Source organism: Streptosporangium sp. LJ11 (assembly GCF_051918945.1).
Classification (GTDB): domain Bacteria; phylum Actinomycetota; class Actinomycetes; order Streptosporangiales; family Streptosporangiaceae; genus Streptosporangium.
This window is the reverse complement of sequence record NZ_JBPXMB010000034.1, coordinates 22832-47250: the sequence shown is the minus strand read 5'-3', so window position 1 is coordinate 47250 and position 24419 is coordinate 22832. Positions and strand designations below refer to the sequence as shown.

At 72.6% G+C, this 24419-nt stretch carries 20 protein-coding genes; 12 read left to right on the top strand and 8 right to left on the bottom strand.

Features of this window, described 5'->3' with window-relative positions:
* Nucleotides 1-361 precede the first annotated feature (361 nt).
* The 4 genes from ACTOQ3_RS37235 to ACTOQ3_RS37220 all read left to right on the top strand — a co-directional run bounded on the left by ACTOQ3_RS37235 (nucleotide 362) and on the right by ACTOQ3_RS37220 (nucleotide 4382).
* Nucleotides 362-1336, top strand: coding sequence for a sulfotransferase (locus ACTOQ3_RS37235; protein ID WP_440088275.1), 975 nt, complete (start codon nucleotides 362-364; stop codon nucleotides 1334-1336).
* Nucleotides 1337-1665: 329 nt separating this feature from the next.
* Nucleotides 1666-2037: an RRXRR domain-containing protein gene (locus ACTOQ3_RS37230; protein WP_440088273.1), complete on the top strand. Its 372-nt coding sequence runs from the start codon at nucleotides 1666-1668 to the stop codon at nucleotides 2035-2037.
* 87 nt (nucleotides 2038-2124) lie between these two features.
* The gene (locus ACTOQ3_RS37225; RefSeq protein WP_440088271.1) at nucleotides 2125-3066 is read left to right on the top strand and encodes a glycosyltransferase family 2 protein; all 942 of its coding nucleotides are present in this window, start codon (nucleotides 2125-2127) and stop codon (nucleotides 3064-3066) included.
* Between the two features lie 62 nt (nucleotides 3067-3128).
* The gene (locus ACTOQ3_RS37220; protein WP_440088270.1) at nucleotides 3129-4382 is read left to right on the top strand and encodes a WecB/TagA/CpsF family glycosyltransferase; all 1254 of its coding nucleotides are present in this window, start codon (nucleotides 3129-3131) and stop codon (nucleotides 4380-4382) included.
* 86 nt (nucleotides 4383-4468) lie between these two features.
* On the opposite strand, the gene ACTOQ3_RS37215 is transcribed toward ACTOQ3_RS37220, so the two are convergent.
* The 6 genes from ACTOQ3_RS37215 to ACTOQ3_RS37190 all read right to left on the bottom strand — a co-directional run bounded on the left by ACTOQ3_RS37215 (nucleotide 4469) and on the right by ACTOQ3_RS37190 (nucleotide 11455).
* The gene (locus ACTOQ3_RS37215; RefSeq protein ID WP_440088268.1) at nucleotides 4469-5395 is read right to left on the bottom strand and encodes a sulfotransferase; all 927 of its coding nucleotides are present in this window, start codon (nucleotides 5393-5395) and stop codon (nucleotides 4469-4471) included.
* A 121-nt stretch (nucleotides 5396-5516) separates the two neighbouring features.
* Nucleotides 5517-6824, bottom strand: coding sequence for a lipopolysaccharide biosynthesis protein (locus tag ACTOQ3_RS37210; RefSeq protein ID WP_440088267.1), 1308 nt, complete (start codon nucleotides 6822-6824; stop codon nucleotides 5517-5519).
* A complete protein-coding gene (locus tag ACTOQ3_RS37205; RefSeq protein WP_440088265.1) occupies nucleotides 6812-7669 on the bottom strand; it encodes a sulfotransferase family protein in 858 nt (285 codons plus the stop codon). Before ACTOQ3_RS37205 ends, ACTOQ3_RS37210 begins: the two co-directional genes overlap by 13 nt.
* Nucleotides 7666-8793 (bottom strand): hypothetical protein, encoded by a 1128-nt coding sequence (locus tag ACTOQ3_RS37200; RefSeq protein WP_440088263.1) that lies wholly within the window; start codon nucleotides 8791-8793, stop codon nucleotides 7666-7668. The genes ACTOQ3_RS37205 and ACTOQ3_RS37200 overlap by 4 nt, the downstream gene beginning before the upstream one ends.
* Nucleotides 8790-10082 (bottom strand): hypothetical protein, encoded by a 1293-nt coding sequence (locus tag ACTOQ3_RS37195; protein WP_440088261.1) that lies wholly within the window; start codon nucleotides 10080-10082, stop codon nucleotides 8790-8792. Before ACTOQ3_RS37195 ends, ACTOQ3_RS37200 begins: the two co-directional genes overlap by 4 nt.
* Nucleotides 10079-11455 (bottom strand): hypothetical protein, encoded by a 1377-nt coding sequence (locus ACTOQ3_RS37190; protein ID WP_440088260.1) that lies wholly within the window; start codon nucleotides 11453-11455, stop codon nucleotides 10079-10081. Before ACTOQ3_RS37190 ends, ACTOQ3_RS37195 begins: the two co-directional genes overlap by 4 nt.
* Before the next feature lie 378 nt (nucleotides 11456-11833).
* Between ACTOQ3_RS37190 and ACTOQ3_RS37185 the strand changes: the two genes are divergently transcribed.
* Nucleotides 11834-12979, top strand: coding sequence for a glycoside hydrolase family 26 protein (locus ACTOQ3_RS37185; protein ID WP_440088259.1), 1146 nt, complete (start codon nucleotides 11834-11836; stop codon nucleotides 12977-12979).
* A 202-nt stretch (nucleotides 12980-13181) separates the two neighbouring features.
* On the opposite strand, the gene cysC is transcribed toward ACTOQ3_RS37185, so the two are convergent.
* A complete protein-coding gene (cysC, locus tag ACTOQ3_RS37180; protein ID WP_440088257.1) occupies nucleotides 13182-14411 on the bottom strand; it encodes an adenylyl-sulfate kinase in 1230 nt (409 codons plus the stop codon).
* 118 nt (nucleotides 14412-14529) lie between these two features.
* Nucleotides 14530-15258: a class I SAM-dependent methyltransferase gene (locus tag ACTOQ3_RS37175; protein ID WP_440088256.1), complete on the bottom strand. Its 729-nt coding sequence runs from the start codon at nucleotides 15256-15258 to the stop codon at nucleotides 14530-14532.
* A gap of 153 nt (nucleotides 15259-15411) precedes the next feature.
* Between ACTOQ3_RS37175 and mfd the strand changes: the two genes are divergently transcribed.
* From mfd to ACTOQ3_RS37140, 7 genes are all read left to right on the top strand, one after another.
* Nucleotides 15412-18954, top strand: a complete 3543-nt coding sequence (gene mfd, locus ACTOQ3_RS37170; RefSeq protein WP_440088254.1) for a transcription-repair coupling factor — start codon at nucleotides 15412-15414, stop codon at nucleotides 18952-18954.
* 27 nt (nucleotides 18955-18981) lie between these two features.
* Nucleotides 18982-19626: a SurA N-terminal domain-containing protein gene (locus tag ACTOQ3_RS37165; RefSeq protein WP_440088252.1), complete on the top strand. Its 645-nt coding sequence runs from the start codon at nucleotides 18982-18984 to the stop codon at nucleotides 19624-19626.
* Between the two features lie 9 nt (nucleotides 19627-19635).
* Nucleotides 19636-20580 carry a MazG family protein gene (locus ACTOQ3_RS37160; RefSeq protein WP_440088251.1) on the top strand — a complete coding sequence of 315 codons (945 nt, stop codon included), beginning with the start codon at nucleotides 19636-19638 and terminating at the stop codon, nucleotides 20578-20580.
* A 233-nt stretch (nucleotides 20581-20813) separates the two neighbouring features.
* Entirely contained in the window at nucleotides 20814-22091 is a 1278-nt protein-coding gene (eno, locus tag ACTOQ3_RS37155; protein ID WP_350971782.1) for a phosphopyruvate hydratase, read from the top strand.
* A 227-nt stretch (nucleotides 22092-22318) separates the two neighbouring features.
* Entirely contained in the window at nucleotides 22319-22729 is a 411-nt protein-coding gene (locus ACTOQ3_RS37150; protein WP_362684919.1) for an FtsB family cell division protein, read from the top strand.
* 40 nt (nucleotides 22730-22769) lie between these two features.
* On the top strand, nucleotides 22770-23318 hold the full coding sequence (locus tag ACTOQ3_RS37145) for a DUF501 domain-containing protein (RefSeq protein WP_440088250.1): 549 nt from the start codon (nucleotides 22770-22772) through the stop codon (nucleotides 23316-23318).
* Nucleotides 23315-24274 carry a Ppx/GppA phosphatase family protein gene (locus tag ACTOQ3_RS37140; RefSeq protein ID WP_440088248.1) on the top strand — a complete coding sequence of 320 codons (960 nt, stop codon included), beginning with the start codon at nucleotides 23315-23317 and terminating at the stop codon, nucleotides 24272-24274. Before ACTOQ3_RS37145 ends, ACTOQ3_RS37140 begins: the two co-directional genes overlap by 4 nt.
* Nucleotides 24275-24419: the final 145 nt, after the last annotated feature.

Below are 24419 nucleotides of genomic sequence, written 5' to 3'. Positions count from 1 at the left end.
GTGCGCGACGGGAGGGCCACGCCGGACCGCGGGCGGTTCGCCGTTCCCGGAGCCGTCCCTGAAGCCGTCCACGGTGCCGGTCGGATCGTTCTTTCCGAACCCTTCCGGGTAAGCCCGTCCGGCGGTGCGGAGCCCTTCCCGAGGTGCCGGTCGTCGTTCGTGGAACCGCGCATCCCCTCGCGCCCGTGACCCGGCCATGGGCCCGCCCGGCACCGGGTTGCGAGGTTCCGGCCCTTTCCCGTTCAGGAGACGGGCGGCGTTACACCCGCTGGGTAGATCCTTTGTCCGTTCTCTGACTCCTCCGTTACGCTCCGCGCTAGCCTCGGCACGTTCCGTATCCGTCGGGTAAGGATTCGTGCCTGTGTCTGATAGTCCGTCACCTGCTCGGGTGGTATTCCTGGGCGGCCTCGGCCGCAGCGGGACCACGCTGCTCGAGCGCCTGCTGGGGGAGGTCCCCGGCATCGCACCGCTCGGCGAGGTCGTCCACCTCTGGGCCAGGAGCGCGCTCGCGGACGAGTCCTGCGGGTGCGGCGAGCCCTTCGGGTCGTGCCCCTTCTGGGAGAAGGTCGGCGAGCGCGCGTTCGGCGGCTGGTCCGAGGGTCTGGCGCACCGGATGATCGCGCTCAGGTCCCGCGTCGACCGCACCCGGCGCATCCCGACCCTGGCCAGGCTGCTGGCCGAGGAGCAGGCGGGCACCGGCAGGTGGCCGACGCCCGGCACCGCCGAGCTGGACGAGTACGCCGCGGTCCACCGTGACCTGTACAACGCGGCGGGCGAGGTCGCCGACTGCCCGGTCGTGATCGACTCCAGCAAGCACGCCTCGCTGGCCTTCTGCCTCGCGGCGGCCGGGGTCGACGTCCAGGTCGTCCACGTGGTCCGCGACCCCCGCGCGGTCGCGCACTCCTGGCGCAGGAGGGTCGCGCGTCCCGAGGACGGGCGCCCGATGACCCACTGGTCGCCCTCTCGCACCTCGCTGCACTGGCTGAGCGAGAATCTGAGCCTCGAACTCCTCGCCCGCAGGGGCGTACCGGTCACCCGGATCCGCTACGAGGACCTGCTCGACGCCCCCGCCGACACGCTCAGGCGCGTGGTCGCCAGGATCGGACTCCCGTGCCGCCTCGACTTCCTGTCGGGCAACTGGGCGGAGCTCTCGACGGCGCACACGGCCTCGGGCAACCCCGTGCGCTTCACGGTCGGCCGCACGGAGCTGACCAGGGACGACAGCTGGCGCGCCGTCGCGTCGTCCCGGCAGTCGCGCCTGGTCACCGCGCTGACCTGGCCCCTCATGATCAAGTATGGCTATCACAGGAGACTCGCGTCAACGGCCCCCTCCTGAAGGAGAGGGCTTGAGGCGCGACGATGCGCTTTGAAGCCCCGTGTTGACCAGCCCTGGCCGTCAGTTCAAGGAGGTGCGTTTTGATGGCTATGTTGAACACGAGATCGCAGACCCACCGGCGGGTGCTTCCTCAGCCTGCCGCTCCGGAATCCGTGGGAGCAGACACGCCCGAGGGTGGGCACGAAACGGCTCACGGACACCGCCTCGCGGCGGTCCCTGGTGTTCAACCTGGGCGAGGGGAGATCGAGCGGACCGGCACCTGGCCCGTTCGGCGTCACCCCGAGGACGCTTCGGCGCCCGAGGGAGCGAACCGTGAGGTTCACCCCGTCGTGTTCGTCCTGGACAGGCACGGCCACCCGCTCGACCCCTGCCACCCCGCCCGTGCCCGTCGCCTGCTGGCGGCCGGGCGCGGCACCTACGCCCGCACCACCCCTGATCGATACGGGTTCCCCCGTCTTGTCCGGCCACGGATCAAGCTGCACCACGGCTTCCAGACCGGCGACCTGGTCCGGGCGAACGTCCCGGCAGGCAAGAAGGCCGGGCTTCACGCCGGGCGAGTCCTGGTCCGCTCCTCCGGCTCATTCGACATCACCACCCGGCACGGTCGCGTCACCGGAATCAACCACCGGCATGTCCGTCATCTTCAGCGCGCGGACGGCTACGGCTACGCGACTCAGAAAGAAGCCGATCGAAATGACTGAACGTTCAGAGCACGCTCGGGCCATGACGGCTCTGTCGCTCCCGATTCCTCACCGGCCTGAAGGCCAGAGCATCCTCGGGAGGTCCTGGTGAACACATCGGTGGGTGTCGTCATCCCCACCCGGGGACACCGGCCTGACCAGTTGCGCGCGGCCACGCTCGCCGTGCTCGGTCAGGACCACCCCGGCCCCGTCGAGGTCGTCGTCGTCGTGGACGGCGGTGATCCGGCCTGGGTCGCCGACCAGGTGGCCGACCTCCTGGCCGGCCGGGCACTGGCGCCCGGCCGGCGCGAGGCGCCCCCACGCGGCGTGCGCGTGATGGCCAACCGGCTCACCCCGGGCCTGCCCGGGGCCCGCAACACCGGCATCGCGGCCCTCGGCACCGACATGGTCGCCTTCTGCGACGACGACGACCAGTGGCTGCCCGGCAAGATCGAGGCCCAGGTCGCCGCCCTGGAGGCGGAGCCGGACGCGCGCTTCTGCAGCTGCGCCATCGAGGTCGAGTACGGCTCGCGGCGCATCCCCCGGCTGGCCGGGACCAGCCGCGTCACCTACCGCCACCTGGTGCGCTCGCGGATGGTGATGGTGCACTCCTCGACCTTCCTGTTCCGGCGCGGCGGGCTCTGGGTGGACGAGAGCGCCCCCAAGGGCCAGAACGAGGACTGGGACCTGGCGCTGCGCGCCGCCGCCCAACACCCCATCGTGCACGTCGACCGGCCCCTGGTCCGGGTGCGCTGGGGTGGCTCCTCGTACGTGGCCCGTTGGGCCGACCGGATCGCCGGGCTGCAGTGGATGCTCGCCCGGCACCCTGATCTGGCCGTGGATCCGCGCGGCGCGGCGCGGGTCTACGGTCAGCTCGCCTTCCACCACGCGGCCCTCGGCCAGCGGCGGGAGGCGGGCCGCTGGGCCTGGCGGGCGTTCACCGCCCGCCACGGCGAGCCCCGCGCGCCCATCGCGCTCGCGGTGGCGGCGGGCCTGATCCCCGCGAGGATCATGCTCAGTGTCCTGAACCACCGAGGGCACGGCATCTGATGGCGCCCATCACCGAGCAGCCACGGGTGACCCTCCGCCACGGTGCCTGGATCGTGCCGTCCATGACGGACCAGGCCGCCGAGCACCCGCCGGTACCCGCGCGCCACGGCCCGCCGGTCGCCTCGCTCCTGACGGGACAGCCCGTCGAGCGCCCGCCGGTGTTCCCCCGCCACGGTCTGGTGCTCGCTCACGGTCTGGTGCTCGCTCCGTCCGCGGCGGGGCAGGCCGTCGAGCGCCCGCGCGCGACCGCTCGCTACGGCCTGCCGGTCCTTCCGCCCGCGCCGGGGCGCGCCGCCGAGCCGCCGCTGGCGGTCATGCGCCACGACTCGCAGGTCATGTCGTCCGTGGTGAGGCGGGCCGCGGTCCCGGCCACCCGTGACACCGTGACGCCGGCCCCGCCCCTCACCGACCACCGGTCCGCGACCACCGGTCGCGATCCGGTGCCCGGCCTGCCCGCCGTCGCAGGGCGGGCCGGAACGCCGGTCGCCAGGCGGGGGACGACCCCGGGCGTCCCCCGCCGGAGGCCCCGGCCCGACAAGGCCACCCGCAGGCGTCTGCGCAGGCGCGTGCACGTGGCGGGGGTCGCGATCGACCCGATGACCGAGAGCGAGGTCGTCGACCACGTGGTCGCCGCCCTGAAACGCGGTGAGGGCGGCCACCTCGTCACCCCGAACGTCGACATCAGCCGGACCGTCGCCCGAGACCCCCGGGCCCGCCGGTTCGTCGAGCGCGCCGACCTGGCGGTGGCCGACGGCATGCCGCTGGTGTGGGCGGCGAGACTGCTCGGCACCCCCATCCCCGGCAGGGTCACCGGCGCCGACCTGATCTGGTCCCTGTCGGAGGCCGCCGCCTTCTACCGCCATCCCGTATACCTGCTGGGCGGTCCCCGGGGCACGGCCGCGCAGGCGGCCCGCGAGTTGGTGAACCGCCATCCGACGCTGATGATCGCCGGGGTCGACGCCCCGCCGTACGGGTTCGAGGACGATCCTGAGAGTTACGCCCGGGTGCGCGACGCCGTGATCGCCGCAGCACCCCGGCTGGTCTTCGTCGGGCTCGGCTTCCCCCGGCAGGAGCGGCTCATCGCCTCGCTTCGCCGGGACCTGCCGGGCACCTGGTTCGTCGGCTGCGGTTCGGCGATCTCCTTCGCCGCGGGCACCGTCCGGCGGGCGCCGGCATGGATGCGCCGCGGTGGCCTGGAGTGGATCTTCCGGCTGACGCGGGAACCGGGCAGGCTCGCCCGCCGCTACCTGGTCGACGACCTGCCGTACGCGCTCCGGCTCCTCACGGTCTCCCTCGTACGAGGCCTCTTCTCCTGAGTCCTGAGCTCTGAGCCGTGAAGCTTTGAGGCGCCGGTGCCGGGGGCTTCGCCGAGCTTCCCGACCGTCATCGTCCTGATCGGCCGTCAGCGTTTCGCGGAGATCAGCTCCCTGACCCGGAGGGCCTCCTCGGGGCTCAGTCGGGCACCGGCCTCGGCGAGGGCGCGGCGCGAGTCCATCGGCCGGTAGGCCGTGCGGGACAGGCCGCTCCAGGCGAAGCCGCCGGGGCCCGTGCCCGACGCGGTCACGCCCGACCTGGTCGTGCACGCACGGCGGACGCGCTCCTCGGCTCGGGCCGACCAGGTCAGGCCCGCCCACTCGTACAGGTGGCGAAAGCCCGTCAGGGGGTCACGGGCCAGGTCCTCGTAGCGGGCAAGCATGATCCCCGGGTGCCGGTCGGCCAGGTCGGCGGCGGTGATCCCGGCCACCCGCCACAGGGCCACGGCCTTGGCGACGCGGTCCTGGGAGCCGATCAACGGGCGCAACGCCTCCAGGTGCGGCTGGTCACGCACCAGCAGCGGCTGTTCGAGCAGCTCGTGGAAGTAGACCGTCCAGCCGAGCCGCTGCCAGCTGCCGACGAACGCCACCGGGTCGCGCAACAGGACGATCACCCGGCAGCCCAGCCGGTCGGCGAACCATCCGGCGGAGAACAGCGCGAACGGGTCGTCCAGCAGCGCCCGGCGCCCGCCCAGCCGCCCCAGCGTGAACGCGGTGCCGTACCGGACCATCCGCGCCAGGTCGTACGGTGACCGGTTGCGGCGCAGCTCCGCCAGGAACCCGTAGCGCAGCGCGACCGTACGGGCGAAGGCGGGCAGCCAGGCCCGCTCGTTGTCCGGGCAGATGTACTGGAAGCGGTGGCCGACCACGGCGTCGAGGACGCCGGGGGAGCGGCCCGGCGGGTGTTCGGGGTTGAGCGGCTCGTTGACGTAGACCAGCTCCCCGCTCGCCGCGAGCATCCTGCCCGTCCAGCTCGTCCCGGTCCTGGGCAGCCCGGTGACCAGCACGGGCGTCACGGCCCCCACCGCCCGTCCAGCTTCCTGGAACGGCCGGGCCGCGTGCGGGCACGGCGTCCGGGACGGCCGGGCCGCGCGGTCACCGGGTCCGCCGGGGGTTGAGAGCGGCCGGGCCGCACGGTCACGGGGTCCGCCGGGGGTTCAGGGCGGTCAGGCTGTGCGTGCCGAAGGGGCGCAGGCCGTACAGGCGGTGGATGCGCCACAGCGGCAGCAGGTTCTTGACCACCGTGCCCCCCGCCCAGCCGAGGGCGGCCCCGAGCGAGCCCATCGAGGGGATCAGCAGCAGGTCCAGCGCCACCGCCGTCGCGACGGCGGCGACCAGATTGGCCAGGCTGGACCCGGTGTGCCCGGCGGAGGTCAGCACCACGTCGGCCATCCCGCACGCCGTGGCGAGCATCATCGTGGCGGCCAGCACGAACGCCACCGGCGCGCCGCCGGTGTAGCCGTCCCCGAAGACGGCGCCGAGCAGCCAGGGCGCGAGCGCGGCGTACCCCAGCCAGACCGGCCAGGTCAGCAGGACCAGCCAGAGGGTGGCCGACTGGTACAGCTCGCGGGCGCGCGGCAGGTCGCCCCCGGCCAGGGCCCGCACCAGCCTCGGCTGCGTGGCCTGCGCCAGCCCCTGACCGGCCAGCTGGCCCACGATCTTGAAACGGGTGGCGGCGGTGTAGACGGCCGCCTCGGCCGGCCCGGCCAGCAGCGCCACGATCACGACGTCCAGCCGCTGGAACACCGCCTGGATCCCGGCAGCCATCGACCGGGGCCAGGTGTGGCGCCACAGGTCGCGCGCGGTACCCGGCGGGCAGGGGGTCCGGGGCAACCGCCGGCGCAGCCAGATCGAGGCCAGCAGCAGCACCGGCAGGTACGGCAGCGCCCACGCCGCGGCGAGCAGCGGCACGGAGTCGCGGTCCGCAAGCACCACCGCCCCGACCAGGAGCAGCTGGGTCACCGGCTGCAGCACCCCGTCCAGCAGCACGGTCGGCCGCATCGAGCCGAACCCGCGGGTCGCGCCCACCACGACGCCCGAGCACGCCACCGCGGGCAGGGCCACCGCCAGCACCCGCGGCACCGGGTCGGAGGTGGTGAGGATGACCGCCGCGCCGGCCGCCAGCGAGAGCGAGGCGACCGGGACGAGCGCGGCTCGGACGTGACCGCAGGCGCGGCGGTAGCCGAAGGACCTGGACCTGGCGATGAAGTAGACCAGCCCGTTCCCGGCGTCCAGCCGCAGGACAGCGGCGACCATCAGGCACAGGGCGGTTCCCGAGAAGAAGAGACCTGCCGTCTCCTGCCCCACCCCCCTGGTGACCAGCACGACCGTCAGGAACTGCGCGGCGGCCCCCGCCCCCGCTCCCGCCAGCCCCGCCACCCCGCCCCGCGCGGCCCCCCTCAAGCCCGTCAGGTCCGCCAGGCGGGTGGTGGTCAGCGGCGCCACGACGGCTCCGCGCCCAGCCACGAGGTCAGCAGGGTGTCCTGCTCCGCGAAGTGGGCCGTCAGCTCGCGGCGGAGTTTGCGGGACATGGGGCCCGGCCTGGCCCGGTTGTTGTGCCGCTCGAAAACCGGGTCGCCGAGGTGCGGCAACCCGAGGAACGCCAGCACGCGGTCGTAGACGAGGTCGGGTTCGGCGAAGAACCGGCCGCTGTCGAGGACGAGCAGCCGGTCGCGGCCTACCAGCGGTTCCAGCCGGGCGAGCTGCTCGGCGTAACGGCCCCTGGCGAGGTAGGCGTGGTGGCGGTGGGCCAGGTTCGTCGAGTGCGGCGAGGCGATCAGGGCCTCCTCGGCCCCGGCCAGCCGCTCCTCCTCCAGCCGTACGGCCCTGGCGAAGGACCGCTCCGTCTCGAAGCCCCTGGCCAGCTCGTGGGCGTGCGCGGAGAAGGCCCGCTCGACGGGGTCGCGGACCAGCACGATCAGTTTCGCGCCCGGCAGGTCGTGGGCGATTCTGGGGCCGGCCAGTGGGTGGAACAGATAATAGGGCGACGACTCGAACGCCTGGGGCCGGCAGCCGTACCTGCGGGCCAGCCGGGAGGCCGACGCCCGCAGCGGAAAGTGCGCCCGGTACCAGGACAGGCCCCGGTCGTACGCCGTGTCGAAGTAGTGCACGCCCTTGCGCAGGACGGGTTTCAGGACGAGCGGGTGCTGGGACAGGACGCGGTACAGGGAGGTGGTGCCGCAGCGCTGCGCCCCGATGATGAGGAAGGAGGGCAGCACCCGGCTTCCCGAGGTGAGGCGACCTATGGCCCCCGACGCCGCGTGGACCGAACGCTTCAACGCGGGCTTCACAGCAGCGTCTCCTGGGAGTCGGCGAGGGGGGTGAGCCAGACCTCGGGCGGTCCGAGGGGCGCGTGGCCGTCGGCCGCGTGACGGTCGGCGAGGGCGATCAGGTAGCGGAGCGCGGTCAGCCGGGACTCGGCGGCCGACAGCCCGAACGGTGCCAGGATCCGCAGGGCCCGCGCCACGCAGGCCCTGGCCGCTGTGGCCGGGTCGTCGCGGCGTAGCGCCCGCTGGAAGAAGTGGTGGACGGCGTCGAAGCCCAGCGGGACCCCGGTGCCGAACCGCTCCCAGTCCCAGACCAGCAGCCGCCCGTCGGGCCCGCGCGAGATGTTCCACGGCGTCAGGTCGCCGTGCCAGGAGAACCCTCGCCCGCAGGACGGTTCCCCGGGCCCCCGGCTCGTGTCTCCGGGAAGCGGGTCCCCCGGAGCCGGGCCTCCGGGGGTCTGTCCGGTGCGGGCGAGGTCTCCGGGGGTCTGTCCGGTGCGGGAGGCTTCGGGGGCCTGTCCGGTGCGGGCGGCGGCTTCGGGAGGCGAGCTTTCCGGAGCCGGGTTCCCCCGCGCCCGGCCGTCGAGCGGAGCGCGCTCCGGGGCATGCTCCCCGGGAATGCGGGCGATCTCGGCGATCGCGTCGGTGAGGACCTCGCCCGGTATCCGTCCCCGCCGTACCGGAAGCGGGGTCAGCGCCAGCACGGACAGGCCACGCCAGGATCCGTGGTGCAGCACGGCGGGCGGGACGACGGTCTTCAGCGGAACCCCGGCGAGCAGGCCGAGCGTCCGCGCCTCGTGGGCGACGAGCTCCCGGGTCAGGTCGGTGTCGCCGATCTTCACGAAGGCGATCGGCCCGTCGGCGGCGCGCGCCTCCAGGATCGGCTTGCGGTTGGCCCGCCTGGCCGGTCGCACGCGCAGCGTGACGCGGACGGGTGTGCCGAACACCTCGCTCAGGTGGCTCTCGATGCCGTCCCGGCCCGACGGCACGGTGACCCGCCCGCCCGGGTGCCACCACGCGCGGGGGACCAGCCTGCGGGGGAGCAGGCGGTGCGGGAGCAGGGTGTACGGGCTCGGGTCGCCGGGGCCGGGGAACAGCAGGTCGAGAGTCTGGTCCAGGTAGCGCAGACGGGCGCGGGCGTCGTTCATGAAGCCGTGCTCGCCATCGAGTTCCTCCAGAGCAGCGCGAACGAGACGAGGTACAGGCTGAGCGGGGTGACCAGCCCGTCGTAGACGAACATGTAGAGGAGGGTGAGGATCATCACGAGGACCCCGGCCAGGCCGATCGGGCTCCGGTCACGCCAGTGGCGGCGGACGGCCCCCGCGAAGAACGCCACGTAGAGCGCGGCCCCCGCGAAACCCTGCGTGATCATCAGGTGCCAGAGCTGGCCGTCCCCGCCCAGCGGCGGGTGGCCGCAGGTGGGGCACCACCCGCTCTTGCCGGTGGTGATCGTCCGGTGGTTGCCCGTGGCGTTGCGGGTGTTGCCGTACCCGACGAGCGGCGCGGTGCCCGCGGCGGCGAGGGTCGCCGAGACGGTGAAGGCGCGGATGTCGTTGCTGTGCGGGCTGTCGAGCCGCTGGGCCACCACCGCCTGCAGCGGGCTGAGGGTGAACGCCAGCGCCCCGGCGGTCAGGGCCGCGCAGGTCGCGACGCGGGCCCGCGCGCCCAGGCGCAGCAGGACGTACGCGGCGGCGACCCCGAGCCCGATCCACAGGCCGCGGTTGAGCGAGTAGACGACGGGGATCGCGGCCAGCGCGACCAGCGGCACCACGGCCAGGCGCCTGCGCGGCCCGCCGTACACCCACCAGCCGACCACGAACCAGACGAGCAGCACCGAGAGGTTGCCACCCCAGGCGTTGGCCCACTCGAACGGCGCCTCGGGGCGCGGCGAGGCGTGGCCGAGGACCCGCTGCATCTGGGCGGCGGTGGGGTGGATCAGGTTGTGGACGAAGGGGTTGCCGCTGATCCAGCCCGGGAGGACCATCTCGACCGGCGAGGTGAACTCGGCGCGCGGGGCGAACACGCCCAGCAGGCCGCCCGCGACGGTCGTGAGGAACAGCGCGCCGAGCATCCGCACCAGGGTGAGCTGCGGCAGCTCCTCCTCCGTCAGGTTCCCCAGATAGAGCACCATGATCAACAGTGAGACGTAGAGGCACAGGCGCATCAGGTAGCCGATCAGCCGTCCGGCGCCGAACTCGCCGTAGGTGCCGGGCGGCATCTCGCCGAGCATGAGCGCGCTGATCAGGTAACCCGCCAGGAGCAGCAGCCAGAGGCCGAAGCCGCGCGGCGCCCTGATCGGCCGTCTCCGCCACAGGACCAGCGCCATCGCCGGGGCCACCACGATCACCGACAGGCCCCCGAAACCGAGCGCCCACCAGGCCGGGTACCCCACCAGGAGCGCGGCGATCGGCCAGACGGCCGGACGCGGACCCCTCACGACCTGCGCCCCCTCCGCCCGCCCGCCGTCTGCCGGGCGGGTGGAACGTTCCCGTACACCCGGGGCGCGAGCAGCGCCTCCGAAGCACCGGCTGATCCGTGCGCCCCGTTCGCCCCGCGTGCTCCGTCGCCGCTCGCGTCGCTCGTCCCGGTCCCGCTCATCCCGTGCGCTCCCGGGCGGGCGGGTGCCTCCGGTTTCTCGCAGGGCGGCTCGGGGACGGCCGTGCCGCCGCCCGGCACGCTGCTCGCCAGGCCGGCGAGAGGCCGCCCGGCTCTCCTCGGGAGGCTCTCGCGGTCTCGCGCCCCTCCGGACCGCGGCGCGGGCGAGACGTGCGGGGTCTGCGAGACGTGCGGGGTCTGCGAGAGGCGGGAAGCCTGTGAGCCCTGCGGAGCCTGCGGGAGGTGGGGGATCTGCGGCGCCTGCGAGACGCCCGGGACCCGCGCGGGGGGAGACGGAGACACGGTGAACGACGGGGCCTCGTCGCCGATGACGAACGCGCCGACCACGGGAACCCCGCGTTCGTTCAGGGCCCGTACGGCGTCCTTCACCTCGCGCGAGGAGGTGCCGGGTACGGCGACCACGAGCACCGCGCCCGCCAGGTCGTGCGTCTCCCCGCTGTTGACGGCGTCGAGGCCGGTCAGGCGCCTGACGTCGGCGGCGGTTCGCAGGGCGGTGTCGAGGCGGTCGCGGAGCCAGGCGACCCCGACCCCGCACAGCAGCCCCGCCATGAGGCCGCTGCCCAGGTAGAGGGGCGGCCGGGGGGTGGCGGGCCCGGTCGGCGCCACCGCCTGGCTGATCACGGAGCCGGGGGTGACGGCGACGGTCTTGAGGGCGTCGTACCTGGCGGTGAGGCTGTGAACCTGGCGGGCGAGGACGTTCTGCCGCTGGAGGGCGAGGGCCCGCTCGGTGGTCCCCCTGCCGAGATCGGGAAGCTCGGTGGCGACCTTGGTGAGACCCGCGTTGGCCTGTCTCAGCTTGAGCAACACGGCCTTGAGCTGGGCCGAGAGCATCTGGGTGGCGGACTCGCGGCGCTGGGCCAGGTAGGCGAGGGCGTAGGCGCTCGCGCCCGAGGCCGCGGCCTTCGGGTCGGCGGCGCTGCAGGAGATCTCCAGGACCGAGGTGTTGGGCGGCACCGAGACCTCCGCGGCACAGGGAAGGCCGCCGAACAGCCGGCGGGCCTTCGCCGCGACCACCGCGGAGCGGGCCACCTGTGCCTCGGTGTCGAGGTTGAGGGGTTCGCGCTGGCGGGCGGTGACCTGGTTGGTCTGTTCCTGCGAGCCGGTCGCGGTCACCAGGACCTGCCCTGAGGCGGTGTAGGAGGCCGGGGTGAGCCACAGCAGGGCGAGGCCGCAACCGGCTCCGGCCAGGAACAAGGAGAGGACGATCGGCCACCGCCGACGGAGAAGCGACGCGTAGTCCGCCAGATCCTCGTGTCCGCGGCGGACGGGAGCGTCCGGTGACGGGCTCATATATCGCTGGTGCCTCTCCGGCGAACAGACGCTGGGAACCTTAGGAACTATAGGTCGGGTTTCCATTTCCCCGAACGAATACACAAGATTTTCTTTGCGTTGCTCCCGCTGATCACAGGTAGATAACAGCTGTTTATCCGATATTTCCTGTCGTCCGCCAGGCAGCTACGGCACGGACCGGCAAAGTCTGGGACGAGGCACGTCCGGGCGATGGGAAGGTGTTCCCCCGTGATGGTCGAGGACCGTCCACGAATGCGTACGCGCGACAGCTGTGAGGAACCGGTGCATCAGACAAATGCCGCTATAGACGTAATTCCGCGAGTAGTAAGAATCGCCGGTTCCGGCCTCGTCCTGGCGCTGGGGCTGGGCACCCTCGCGCTGGGGATCGCGGGGCTGAGCGGGGGCGGTCGGGCCTCGAACGCCGCGGGCGCCGGGAAAACCTCGGACGCGCCGGGAGTCGCAGGTGCGCCGGACCCGTCCGCCGAGCCGTCCCGGGTGGCCTGCGAGGTCAGCGGCAAGCTCGTCCCCTCCTGCGGCGCCTGGTGGGGCATCGCGCCGGAGATCTTCACGGGGAGGCCTCCCGGGCGGGCCCTGGAGAGGGCGGAGAAGCGCATGGGCCGGACGGCCGACGTCATGCACGTCTACCACCGGGGCGACGAGCTCTTCCCGACCCCCGCGGAGCGCGCCATCGCCCGCGACCCGGACGGCCGCAGGCTCCTGCTGGTCAACTGGAAGCCGTCCCTCGACCACACCTGGGAGCAGATCGCCCACGGGGCGCTGGACGCGCGGATCGACCGGCTGGCCGCCCACATCGTGAGGACCTTCCCCGAGAAGTTCTTCCTCACCGTCCACCACGAGCCGGAGGACGACGTGCGGGAGGCCCGCGGCAAGGGGATGACGGCGGCCGACTACGCCGCCATGTTCCGGCACGTGGTGACGCGCCTGCGGCACGGGGGCGTGACCAACGCGGTCACGGTGATGACCTACATGGGCGCGCCCAACTGGGCGTCCGAACCCTGGTTCGAGAAGCTCCACCCCGGTGACGACGTGGTCGACTGGGTGGCGATGGACCCCTACGTCGACCACCGGGTCCACAGCTTCGACGGGCTGGTCAACAAGACCCGCCCGGAGTTTCCCCGGTGGCACGGGTTCTACCGGTGGATGCGGGAACGCTTCCCGGACAAACCCGTCATGCTCGCCGAGTGGGGCGTCTTCGAGCGTCACGACAGGCCCGGGTTCAAGGAGTCGTTCTTCACCTCGGTACGCCGGGAGATCGGCGAGTACCCGCAGATCAAGGCCCTGATCTACTTCGACTCGCCGCGCGCACCCCGGGGCGACACCCGGTTCGACACCACGCCCGGCGGCCGGAGGGCCTTCGGCGAGCTCGCCCGCGACGCGCGCCTCAACGCCGCCGTCCCCGCGGGCTGAGCCCCGCCGGTCCCCCGCCGCACCGGCCGGCCACGGCCACCGGGCCCCACCGCGGGCGCGGATCCGGGCCGCCCCGTACGACGGCGGGGGACCGGCGAGCGGCGGGGGACCGGCGGGGCGTCAACGCTGGGTCATCGAGCCCGAACCGACGGGCTCGAACCGGCAGGCCCGAACCGCCGCACCCCGGGCCGCCGGACTCGGGTCATCGGATCCAGCCGCCCTGGATCAGCGGGTCGAGCACCTGGTGCACCGCCCGGTCCACGCTGATGCCGGTGGTGTCGATCTCCAGATCGGCGTCGTCCGGCTCCTCGTACGGGTCGGAGATGCCGGTGAACCCGGGGATGAGCCCCGCGCGGGCCTTGGCGTAGAGCCCCTTGCGGTCGCGGCGCTCGCACTCCTCCAGGGGGGTGGACACGTGGACCAGCAGGAAGTCGGCGCCGACGGCCTCGACCATCTCCCGCACCTCCTCGCGGGTGGCCGCGTAGGGCGCGATGGGCGCGCAGATCGCCAGTCCGCCGTGCCTGGCGGCCTCGGCGGCGACGAAGCCGATGCGGCGGATGTTGAGGTCGCGGTCCTCCTTGGAGAAGGTCAGCCCCGCCGACAGCAGGTGGCGGACCACGTCACCGTCGAGGTAGGTCACCGTGCGGCTGCCGCGTTCCAGCAGCGCGTCGCGCAGCCCCCGGGCGACGGTCGACTTGCCGGAGCCGGACAGGCCGGTGAAGAAGACCACCAGCCCGCGGCGGTGCGGGGGGCCGGGGAGCGTCACGGGCTCGGGGCCCGCCAGATGCTCGGTCGCGCCGTAGGCCTCGGCCACGCGCTCGCGCAGCTCCAGGTCGATGGCGGGCTCCCTGGGCGCCAGCGGCACCACCGCCACGAGCGTGTCCTCGGGCAGCCCGTCGCGCGCCTTGAGCGCGGCGCGGACCACCGCGGGCCCGCCCTCGCCGTACGCCAGGGGGAGCAGCAGGATCGACGCCTCCAGCTCCTGCGCGGTCGCGATGATCTCGCCGAGGTCGCCCAGCGGCCCGCGCATGGTGACGGCCAGGACCGACTCCCGCCCGCCCAGCTCCTCGCGGACCCGCGCCGGGGTACGGCGCAGCCGGGCGAACGGCCCGTGCTCGGGGGCGTCCAGCGGCTCGACGGGGCCGGCGACGAAGCCGTCCTCGCGCCCGGTGACGGTCAGCACGGCGAGCGCCGCGCCCTCGGGGTCGCGCAGGGTGATCCGGTCACCGGGGGCGGCCGGGTGGTCGTCCGGAAGGGTGAGCGTGACCGGCGCGGGCCACGGGGTGCCGTCGGCGAGCGTGCCGCGCTCGTCCACGGCGTGCGCGTCCGCCGAGCTCAGGAAGCCCGCCAGCGGTCTGAAGGCGCCGGAGAGCAGCAGCTCGAGATCGGCCAGCTCGCGGGCGTCGGGGGTCCACTCGAAAGGCGCCGTCATCTGCTCCACCATCGTGATCGTCGGACTTTCCTGCCTCGCCCGCTCACGATGGGCCCCTGTCCGGCGAGCCTGGGATTCACCGGTCCGGTGAATCCCGGGCGCCCCGGCCCGGTGGATCTCAGATCAACCGGGCGAAATGGCTCTGGGGCTTGCGGATCACCATGGTTATCTCGTCGTGAGACGCGGGCCGGCTTCCCCTGGAGAGGGCCTCCACCACCGAGCAGGCGGCGCGGGCAAGCTTACCGAGAGGCCCGTGGAGCGCGGACCCGCTGCTGGCGGAGATGTCCTCGGTCACCATCAGCCCGCGCACCAGGCAGAAGGAGTGCATCCCCTCGCGCGAGGCGATCTGCTCGTAGACGGCGGGCAGCGGGCCCACGGTCCCGGCGGGGGCGAACCTGCGCCACACCGCCCGCCGCAGCCTCGCCGGCGCCAGCCGGTCGCACGCCCCGTACGCCGAGGCCCGGTCGCGCATCCTGACGAGCAGCAGCCCGCCGGGGCGCAGACCGGTCAGCAACCGGTCGAGCACCAGCTCGGAGTGCTCGATCCGCTCCAGCAGGAACGACACGTAGACGATGTCGAACGCCCGCGGGGGCACCGGCACCGAGCGCAGGTCGCCCAGCGCCCAGGAGTCCAGGTCCTTGCGGGCGGACGTGCTCCTGCGCAACACGGGCAGGTCCTCGTCGATCCCGATGACCCTGGACTCCGTCTGCGCCAGATCGAGCGGTTCCGGCCATCCGCACCCGGCGATCAGGATGTCGAGCCGCCGGCCGAGCTGGCTGCTCCACTGCTCCCTGATCCGCTGACTCAACAAGTCGTCGCGAGCGACGACCGACCTCACCTCTGACATGTAACCGAGAGTAGTCAACTCAGCACGATTCGTCGCGCATTTACCACTCTTTGCGAGAGCGGGTGCCCGGGCAAGTAGCCTTGAGCAGGTACCCCCCGTGTCTTCCCGGCCCGGGGTTGTCGTGTTGCCGTCGTGGGGCTGTGGGCGAATCTGATGAGTCTTTCCGGACTTCTGGACCTTGTCGCCGGGGAGCCTGAGCTGGCTTCCCTTCTTCAGGACGTGCGCGGGGGCGACTCGTCCGACGTGTCGCTGGTCGCGCCGCCGGCGCTGCGCCCCTTCGCGGTGGCCGCGCTGGCCAGGGAGGGGGCCAAGGGGGCGGCCAGGACCGTTCTCGCGGTGACCGCCACCGGGCGCGAGGCCGAGGATCTCGCCTCGGCCCTCACCAGCCTCCTGGACGAGAGCACCGTCGCGGTCTTCCCCGCCTGGGAGACGCTCCCGCACGAGCGCCTGTCGCCGCGCAGCGACACCGTGGGGCAGCGGCTGGCGGTGCTGCGCAGGCTGGCGCACCCGGTCGAGGGCGACCACTCGGCGGGACCGCTGCACGTGGTCGTCGCGCCGGTCAGGGCGCTGCTCCAGCCGATCGTCCAGGGGCTGGGCGACCTGCGGCCGGTGCGGCTGCGCGCCGGGGACGACGCCGATCTCGACACCGTCGTCCACAGCCTCGTGGAGAACGGCTACCACCGGGTCGACATGGTGGAGAAGCGCGGTGAGGTCGCGGTCAGGGGCGGTCTGCTGGACGTCTTCCCGCCTACGGAGGAGCACCCGCTGCGGCTGGAGTTCTGGGGCGACACCGTCGAGGAGATCCGCTGGTTCAAGGTCGCCGACCAGCGTTCGCTGGAGGTGGCCGAGGACGGGCTGTTCGCCGCCCCCTGCCGGGAGCTGCTGCTGACCGCCGACGTCAGGGAACGGGCGAGGGAGCTCGCCGAGGCGCACCCCTCGCTGGCCGAGATCCTGGAGCAACTGGCCGAGGGCGTGCCGGTGGAGGGCATGGAGGCGTTCGCGCCGGTGCTCGCCGGGGAGATGGACCTGCTCGTCGACCACCTGCCGGGACAGGCGGCGATCTTCGTGTGCGACCCGGAGCGCATCCGGGGGCGCGCCGACGAGCTGGTGCGGACCAGCCAGGAGTTCCTGGAGGCGTCCTGGATCAACGCGGCGTCCGGCGGCGAGGCGCCGATCGACCTGGGCGCGGCGGCGTTCCGCGATCTGGAGGAGGTCCGCGACCACGCGCGGGGACTCGGCCAGCCCTGGTGGTCGCTCGCGCCGTTCGGCGCCGACACCGATGACATCGCCCCGGGCGGCGGGCAGGCGCTGAGGGCGCGCGAGGTGGAGTCCTACCGGGGTGACACCCAGCGGGCGCTGGCCGACATCAAGGGCTGGCTCGACTCCGACCGGGTCGTCGTCCTGCTGAGCGAGGGCCACGGTCCCGCCGAGCGCATGGTCGAGTTGCTCAAGGGCGTCGACCTGCCCGCGCGCCTGGAGCCGGGTCTCGACACCGTGCCCGAAAGGAAGGTCGTCCACGTCACCACGGGCCTGGTCGAGCACGGGTTCGTGACCCCGACGCTGGCCGTGCTGACCCACCTCGACCTGGTCGGCCAGAAGGCGTCGACCAAGGACATGCGGCGGCTGCCCTCCCGGCGCCGCAACATGGTCGACCCGCTGCAGCTCAAGGTCGGCGACCACGTCGTGCACGAGCAGCACGGCGTGGGCCGCTACGTCGAGATGGTGCAGCGGACCGTGCAGGGCGCCACCCGCGAGTACCTGGTGATCGAGTACGCCAAGGGCGACCGGCTCTACGTGCCGACCGACCAGCTCGACGAGGTCACCCGCTACGTCGGCGGCGAGTCGCCCACCCTCAACCGGATGGGCGGCGCCGACTGGGCCAAGGCCAAGACCAAGGCCAAGAAGGCTGTCAAGGAGATCGCCGGAGAGCTGATCCGCCTGTACTCCGCCCGGATGGCCTCGCCGGGACACGCCTTCGCGCCCGACAGCCCCTGGCAGCGGGAGATGGAGGACGCCTTCCCGTACGCCGAGACGGGCGACCAGCTGGAGGCCATCGACGAGGTCAAGCGCGACATGGAGCGCCCGATCCCGATGGACCGGCTGATCTGCGGCGACGTGGGCTACGGCAAGACGGAGATCGCGGTGCGGGCGGCGTTCAAGGCGGTGCAGGACGGCAAGCAGGTGGCCGTCCTGGTGCCGACCACGCTGCTGGTGCAGCAGCACATGTCGACCTTCGCCGAGCGGTTCTCCGGGTTCCCGCTGAACGTCAGGCCGCTGTCGCGGTTCCAGAGCGACGGCGAGGTCAAGGCGACCATGGAGGGTCTGCGCGAGGGCTCGGTCGACATCGTGATCGGCACGCACCGGCTGTTCTCGCCCGAGGTCAGGTTCAAGCAACTCGGCCTGATCATCATCGACGAGGAGCAGCGGTTCGGCGTCGAGCACAAGGAGGCCATGAAGCACCTGCGCACCCAGGTCGACGTGCTGGCCATGTCGGCCACCCCGATCCCCCGCACGCTGGAGATGGGCCTCACGGGCATCAGGGAGATGTCCACGATCCTCACCCCGCCCGAGGAGCGGCACCCGATCCTCACCTTCGTCGGCCCGTACGACGAGAAGCAGATCGGCGCCGCGATCCGGCGCGAGCTGATGCGCGACGGCCAGGTCTTCTTCGTCCACAACCGGGTGGCCAGCATCAACAAGGTCTCGGCCATGCTGCGCGAGCTCGTGCCCGAGGCCAGGATCGCCGTCGCGCACGGCCAGATGCAGGAGCACCAGCTGGAGAAGATCATGGTGGGCTTCTGGGAGCGCGACTTCGACGTGCTCGTCTGTACCACGATCGTCGAGTCCGGACTGGACGTGCCCAACGCCAACACCCTGATCGTCGACCGGGCCGACAACTACGGCCTGTCGCAGCTCCACCAGCTGCGCGGCCGGGTCGGCCGGGGCCGCGAGCGCGGCTACGCCTACTTCCTGTACCCGCCGGAGAAGCCGCTCACCGAGACCGCCCACGAGCGCCTGGCCACCATCTCCCAGCACACCGAGATGGGCGCGGGCATGTACGTCGCGATGAAGGACCTGGAGATCCGCGGCGCGGGCAACATCCTGGGCGCCGAGCAGTCGGGCTTCATCGCGGGCGTCGGCTTCGACCTGTACGTCCGGATGATGGCCGAGGCCGTGCAGGAGCAGAAGGCCAAGCTGGCGGGCACCTACCAGGAGGACGAGCGGCCCGACGTCAAGGTCGAGCTGCCGATCAACGCCCACATCCCGCACGACTACGTCACCTCCGAGCGGCTGCGGCTGGAGGCGTACAAGCGGATCGCCGCGATCGGCTCCGACGCCGACATCAGTGCGGTGCGCGACGAGCTCGTCGACCGGTACGGACGGCCGCCCCAGCAGGTGGAGAACCTGCTGGAGGTCGCCCGCTTCCGCATCCGCGCCCGCCGCGCCGGGCTCACCGACGTCACCCTGCAGGGGCAGAACATCAAGTTCGCGCCGGTGGACCTGAAGGACTCCCAGCAGGTCAGGCTGCAAAGGCTCTACCCGAAGGCGCTGCTGAAGCAGGCGGCCGGTACGTTGCTGGTGCCGGTGCCCAAGACCAGGCCCCTCGGCGGCCAGCCGCTGCGCGATCTGGACCTGCTCAAGTGGTGCGGTGATCTCGTCGAGGCGATGTTCCTCGAAGCGGTGCGGGTAGAGTAAGCGGCGTTTGTCGTGAAGGGAACGCATGTGAAGTCGACTCGAATTCGCGTCATCCTGGCGGTCGCCGCCGCCGGTGTCGCGCTGACCGCCTGCTCTCCGAACCAGGCCGGCGCCGCCGCCGTCGTGGGCGGGGAGCGCATCAGCTCCGGTGAGCTGGACAGGAACGTGCGCGAGTACGAGGCGGCGCTGGCCAAGGCCAAGGTCACCCCCGCGGACCTGCAGTTCAAGGACAGCGTCCCGCAGCTCGTGCTCTTCCAGCTGGCCAACGCCAAGCAGTTCGCGAAGGTCGCGGAGAGAAAGGGCATGACGGTCACCGAGGGCGAGATCGACCAGCTGGTCGCCGGCCAGGGCGGCCAGCAGAAGCTGGAACAGCAGCTGCTCCAGAACGCCGTGGCCCCCTCGCAGATGCGTCCCTTCATCCGGGCGCAGCTCCTGTTCCGCAAGCTGATCACCCAGTACGGCGGCGGCACGGACGAGGCCGCCCTGCAGCGCGGCCAGGAGCAGGCGATCAAGGACCTGCAGGCCGTGCCGATCACCTGGAACCCCCGGTACGGCACGCCGAACCAGCAGCGGAGCGAGCAGCAGCCGAGCGTCTTCGTCGACGCCGGCCGTTTCGGCGCCCCCGCCGCTCCCGGCCCCGCCGACGCGCCGCCCGCGCCGCCGCAGCAGTAGCCTCCGGGCATGCCGCTGATCGTCGTCACCACCTCGCCCCGGGTCGCCCCGGGGCTGCTCAGCCGCCGCGCGTGGCGGGTCCTCGAGGAGGGCCCGGTGCGCACCGGGTCCGCGGACCACCCGCACCTGCCCTACCTGGCGGAGGCCGGGGTCGACGTCGAGGTGGTCGTCCCCGACCCGGCCGCGCTGGTCCGCGAGGCCGGGGCGGCGACCGTCGTGTGGCTGGAGGCCGACGAGGCGCTGATGCGCTCCATCGGCTACGCCGCCGTGGCGCTCGACGACCCGCCGGTGATCGAGGTCGTGCCGGGCTCGTACGACCTGCCGGGCGCGCGGCTGCTCGACCTGGTCTCGGTGATGGACCGCCTCCGGGTCGAGTGCCCCTGGGACGCCCGCCAGACCCACGAGTCCCTCGCCCCGTACCTCATCGAGGAGGCCTACGAGGTGCTGGAGACCATCGAGGAGGGCGACCACACCGCGCTGCGCGAGGAGCTGGGCGACCTGCTGCTGCAGGTGGCCTTCCACGCGCGGGTCGCGAGCGATCGGCCCGACGGGTTCGACGTCGACGACGTGGCCGAGGGGATCGTCGCCAAGCTCGTCCGCCGCCACCCGCACGTCTTCGCCGACACCCGGGTGGAGGGGGCGGGCGAGGTCAGCGCCAACTGGGAGACCATCAAGGCCGCCGAGCGGGCGGCCAAGAACGGCGGCGACCCGGGCTCGGCCGTCGACGGCGTCCCGATGGGCCAGCCCGCGCTCTCCCTGGCCGCGCAGCTCCTGCGCCGCGCCGAGCGCGCCGGAGCCCCCGCGACCCTCCCCGAAGGGGTTCCCGCCGACGGGCTGGGGGCCAGGCTCTTCGAGCTCGTACGGCAGGCGGGGGAGGCCGGGCTCGACCCGGAGGCCGAGCTGCGCGCGGTGGCCCGCGCCTACCGCGACCAGGTCCGCGCCCAGCCGCTCTGAGGCCGCCCTGAGGCCGCTCCGGGGGTTCGCGGGGCTCCGGAGGACCCCGAGGCGAGGCCGGGCGCTCCGCGGGTCCTGGAGCGGTGCGCGGCCGGGTCGTCTCCCCGCCCCCGCCGGGCGACGCCTTCCGGACCCTTTGCGATCATCGTTCGGAAACGTCCCGGCCGCCGTACCGGTAAGTAGGTCTCGGTAGGCTTCTGAGGCAAACTGTCCTGCGACTTTAGGAGCGCTTCGTGGCTTCCATCGAGGGCGTCACCGCCCGAGAGATCCTTGACTCCCGGGGCAACCCGACGGTCGAGGTCGACATCCTCCTGGACGACGGCAGCCAGGGGCGTGCCGCGGTTCCCAGCGGCGCGTCCACCGGCCAGTTCGAGGCCGTCGAGCTGCGTGACGGCGACGAGCGTTACGGCGGCAAGGGGGTCGAGAAGGCCGTTCTCGGCGTGACCGACGAGATCGCCGACGAGATCCTCGGGTTCGACGCCGCCGAGCAGCGCAGCATCGACCAGGTCATGATCGACCTGGACGGCACCCCCAACAAGGCCCGCCTGGGCGCCAACGCGATCCTGGGCGTCTCGCTCGCCGTGGCCAAGGCCGCCGCGGAGAGCGCCGAGCTGCCGCTCTTCCGCTACCTCGGCGGGCCGAACGCGCACGTGCTGCCGGTGCCGATGATGAACATCCTGAACGGCGGCGCGCACGCCGACAGCAACGTCGACATCCAGGAGTTCATGATCGCCCCGATCGGGGCGGAGACGTTCCGCGAGGCCGTACGCATGGGCACCGAGGTCTACCACGCCCTCAAGTCCGTGCTGAAGGAGAAGGGCTACGCCACCGGCCTCGGCGACGAGGGCGGCTTCGCGCCGAGCCTGCCCTCCAACCGCGACGCGCTCGACCTGATCCTGGTCGCCATCGAGAAGGCCGGGTACGTCGCGGGAGAGGACATCGGGCTCGCCCTCGACGTGGCCGCCTCCGAGTTCCACTCCGACGGCGTCTACACCATCGACGGCAAGGGCCTGTCCGCCGCCGAGCTGATCGCCTTCTACGAGGACCTGGTCGCGAACTACCCGCTGGTCTCCATCGAGGACCCGCTGGACGAGAGCGACTGGGAGGGCTGGAACGCCATCACCCGCGCCCTGGGCGACAAGGTCCAGCTGGTCGGCGACGACCTGTTCGTGACGAACCCGGAGCGCCTGGGCCGCGGCATCGCCGAGGGCACCGCCAACGCGCTGCTGGTCAAGGTCAACCAGATCGGCACCCTGACCGAGACCCTCGACGCCGTGGACCTGGCCCACCGCAGCGGGTACCGCTGCATGATGAGCCACCGTTCCGGCGAGACCGAGGACACCACGATCGCCGACCTCGCCGTGGCCACCAACTGCGGCCAGATCAAGACCGGCGCCCCGGCCCGCTCCGACCGGGTGGCCAAGTACAACCAGTTGCTCCGCATCGAGGAGCTTCTGGACGACGCGGCCCGTTACGCGGGTCGCGCCGCCTTCCCGCGCTTCCGGCGGTAGTTTCGTCTGGCGGCTCGCGCCCGCTCGGGCGCGAGCCGCACCGCCGGCCGCACCGTGCGCGAGTGCCGATCCCCCGCCCCGATCCCGACGAGGGGACCGGCGCGGAGAGGCCGGCACAGAAGATCGATACCGGATCGACGCGGGGAGATCGGTCCCCGCCGGTGTCGCGTCCACCGTGCGGGGCACGGTGGCCGACGCCACGAGAGCGTGGAGACGGAGGAGGGCGCATGGCGACACGGCCGCAGCTGACGGGACGGGCCGCGGTGCTCGCGATCGTGGTGTGCGCGATCGCGATGAGCCTCGCCTACCCCATCAGGGAGTACGTCGCCCAGCGTCGCCAGATCGCCCAGCTGGAGCAGGAGAAGGCCAGGGAGATCGCCGCGATCAAAGCCCTGGACGACCGCGCCAAGCAGCTTCTCGACCCCGGCTTCATCAAGCGGCAGGGCAGGGAGCGCCTTTTCTACTGCGACCCCGGGCAGAAGTGCTACGTCGTCATGGGAGGCTCTCCCTCGCCGGGTAAGGGCACGGCCGGCGAGCGGAAGGCCGTCGCCAGGCCACCGTGGTACGAGACGCTGTGGGACTCGGTCAAGGCCGCCGACAGCGGCAGGGGGCAGAAGGCGGCCAAGGCCGCCGGATGACGCCGATACCCTGGGTGTCGTCTTTCAGGGGGTGTCACGAATGGTTGATGATCGCGACGTGGCGGCGGTGGAGCGACAGCTCGGCCGGGCGCCACGAGGACTGCGCGAGGTGGCGCACCGCTGCCCGTGCGGGCTTCCCGACGTCGTCGAGACCGCCCCGAGACTGCCCGACGGATCGCCCTTCCCGACCCTGTTCTACCTGACCTGCCCCCGGGCCGCCTCGGCCATCGGCACGCTGGAGACCTCGGGGCTGATGCGGGACATGCAGGCCAGGCTCGCCGACGATCCGGAGCTGGCCGAGGCGTACCGGGCCGCCCACGACGACTACGTGGCGCGCCGCGACAGGGCGGCCGCCGAGGACGGCCTGGAGCCGCTGCCCCGTGACATGCAGAGCACCGGGGGCATGCCCACCCGGGTGAAGTGCCTGCACGCCCTGGTCGGGCACGAGCTGGCGGTTCCGGGGAGCAACCCCTTCGGCCGCGAGGCCCTCGACGCGCTCGGCGACTGGTGGTCCGCCGGGCCGTGCGTCGCCCGGGACGTAACACCGTGTGCCCGAGCCGCGGCACCGACCACGAAGGAGACCGAGTGATCCGCGTCGCCGCGATCGACTGTGGCACCAACTCCGTCCGCCTGCTCGTCACCGACATCGGCAGGGACAGGCTGATCGACCTGGAACGCCGGATGGAGATCGTCCGGTTGGGCCAGGGGGTCGACGAGACCGGCAGGCTCGCGCCCGAGGCCCTGGAGCGCACGTTCGCCGCGATGCGCGGCTACGCCGGTCTCATCGACCGGCACGGGGCCTCCGCGGTCCGCGTGGTCGCCACCAGCGCGACGAGGGACGCCGCCAACCGGCAGGACTTCGTCGACGGCGTACGCGACATCTTCGGGGTCGAGCCCGAGGTGATCACCGGCGCGGAGGAGGCGGAGCTGTCGTTCGCCGGGGCCACCCGCGACCTGGTGCGGTTCTCGTACGAGACGGGCATGCCCGCCCCCGACGGCACCCGCCCGCCGTATCTCGTGGTCGACATCGGCGGCGGCTCGACCGAGTTCGTGCTGGGTTCGACGCACGTGGAGGCCGCGCTGTCGGTCGACATCGGGTGCGTCCGGCTGACCGAACGCCACCTGCGCGACGCGGGTGACCCTCCGTCGGCGGAGGCGATCGAGGCGATGACCGCCGACATCGACGACGCGCTCGACCGGGTCGCGGCCGAGGTGCCCGTGGAGCGGGCGCTGACGATGGTCGGGCTCGCCGGATCCGTCACCACCGTCGCCGGAATAGCGCTCGACCTGCCGGAATACGATCCGGGGAAAATTCACCATTCGCGAATTTCCGCAGGTCACGTGCATGACATCGCCGAGCGGTTGCTTGGAATGACCGTTGAACGCCGGGCGGCGATTCCCCTCATGCATCCCGGAAGGGTCGACGTGATCGGGGCGGGCGCGCTCATCCTGGACCGGATAGTGACCCGGTACGGCTTCGGCGATGTCGTCGCCAGTGAGCACGACATCCTCGACGGCATCGCGTGGTCGCTCGCCGATTCATAACAACACCTAGACAATTCACCTGTTTAGGGAGTATTGAGGAAAGCTTCCCGTTTATGGTTAGGTAAAGAAGCTTTAGTGAGGCTTTGCCGTGGGGCCCGGCACAGCTGTTGTCGGGGCGGCAACCGTCTCCTGAGCGATCTTGCCT

Coding starts and splice junctions, on each gene's coding strand:
- cysC (WP_440088257.1), bottom strand. CDS start 14,411: ATGACGGCGCCTTTCGAGTGGACCCCCGACGCCCGCGAGCTGGCCGAT.
- ACTOQ3_RS37200 (WP_440088263.1), bottom strand. CDS start 8,793: ATGAACGACGCCCGCGCCCGTCTGCGCTACCTGGACCAGACTCTCGAC.
- ACTOQ3_RS37150 (WP_362684919.1), top strand. CDS start 22,319: ATGGCGACACGGCCGCAGCTGACGGGACGGGCCGCGGTGCTCGCGATC.
- mfd (WP_440088254.1), top strand. CDS start 15,412: ATGAGTCTTTCCGGACTTCTGGACCTTGTCGCCGGGGAGCCTGAGCTG.
- ACTOQ3_RS37145 (WP_440088250.1), top strand. CDS start 22,770: ATGGTTGATGATCGCGACGTGGCGGCGGTGGAGCGACAGCTCGGCCGG.
- ACTOQ3_RS37160 (WP_440088251.1), top strand. CDS start 19,636: ATGCCGCTGATCGTCGTCACCACCTCGCCCCGGGTCGCCCCGGGGCTG.
- ACTOQ3_RS37220 (WP_440088270.1), top strand. CDS start 3,129: ATGACGGACCAGGCCGCCGAGCACCCGCCGGTACCCGCGCGCCACGGC.
- ACTOQ3_RS37175 (WP_440088256.1), bottom strand. CDS start 15,258: ATGTCAGAGGTGAGGTCGGTCGTCGCTCGCGACGACTTGTTGAGTCAG.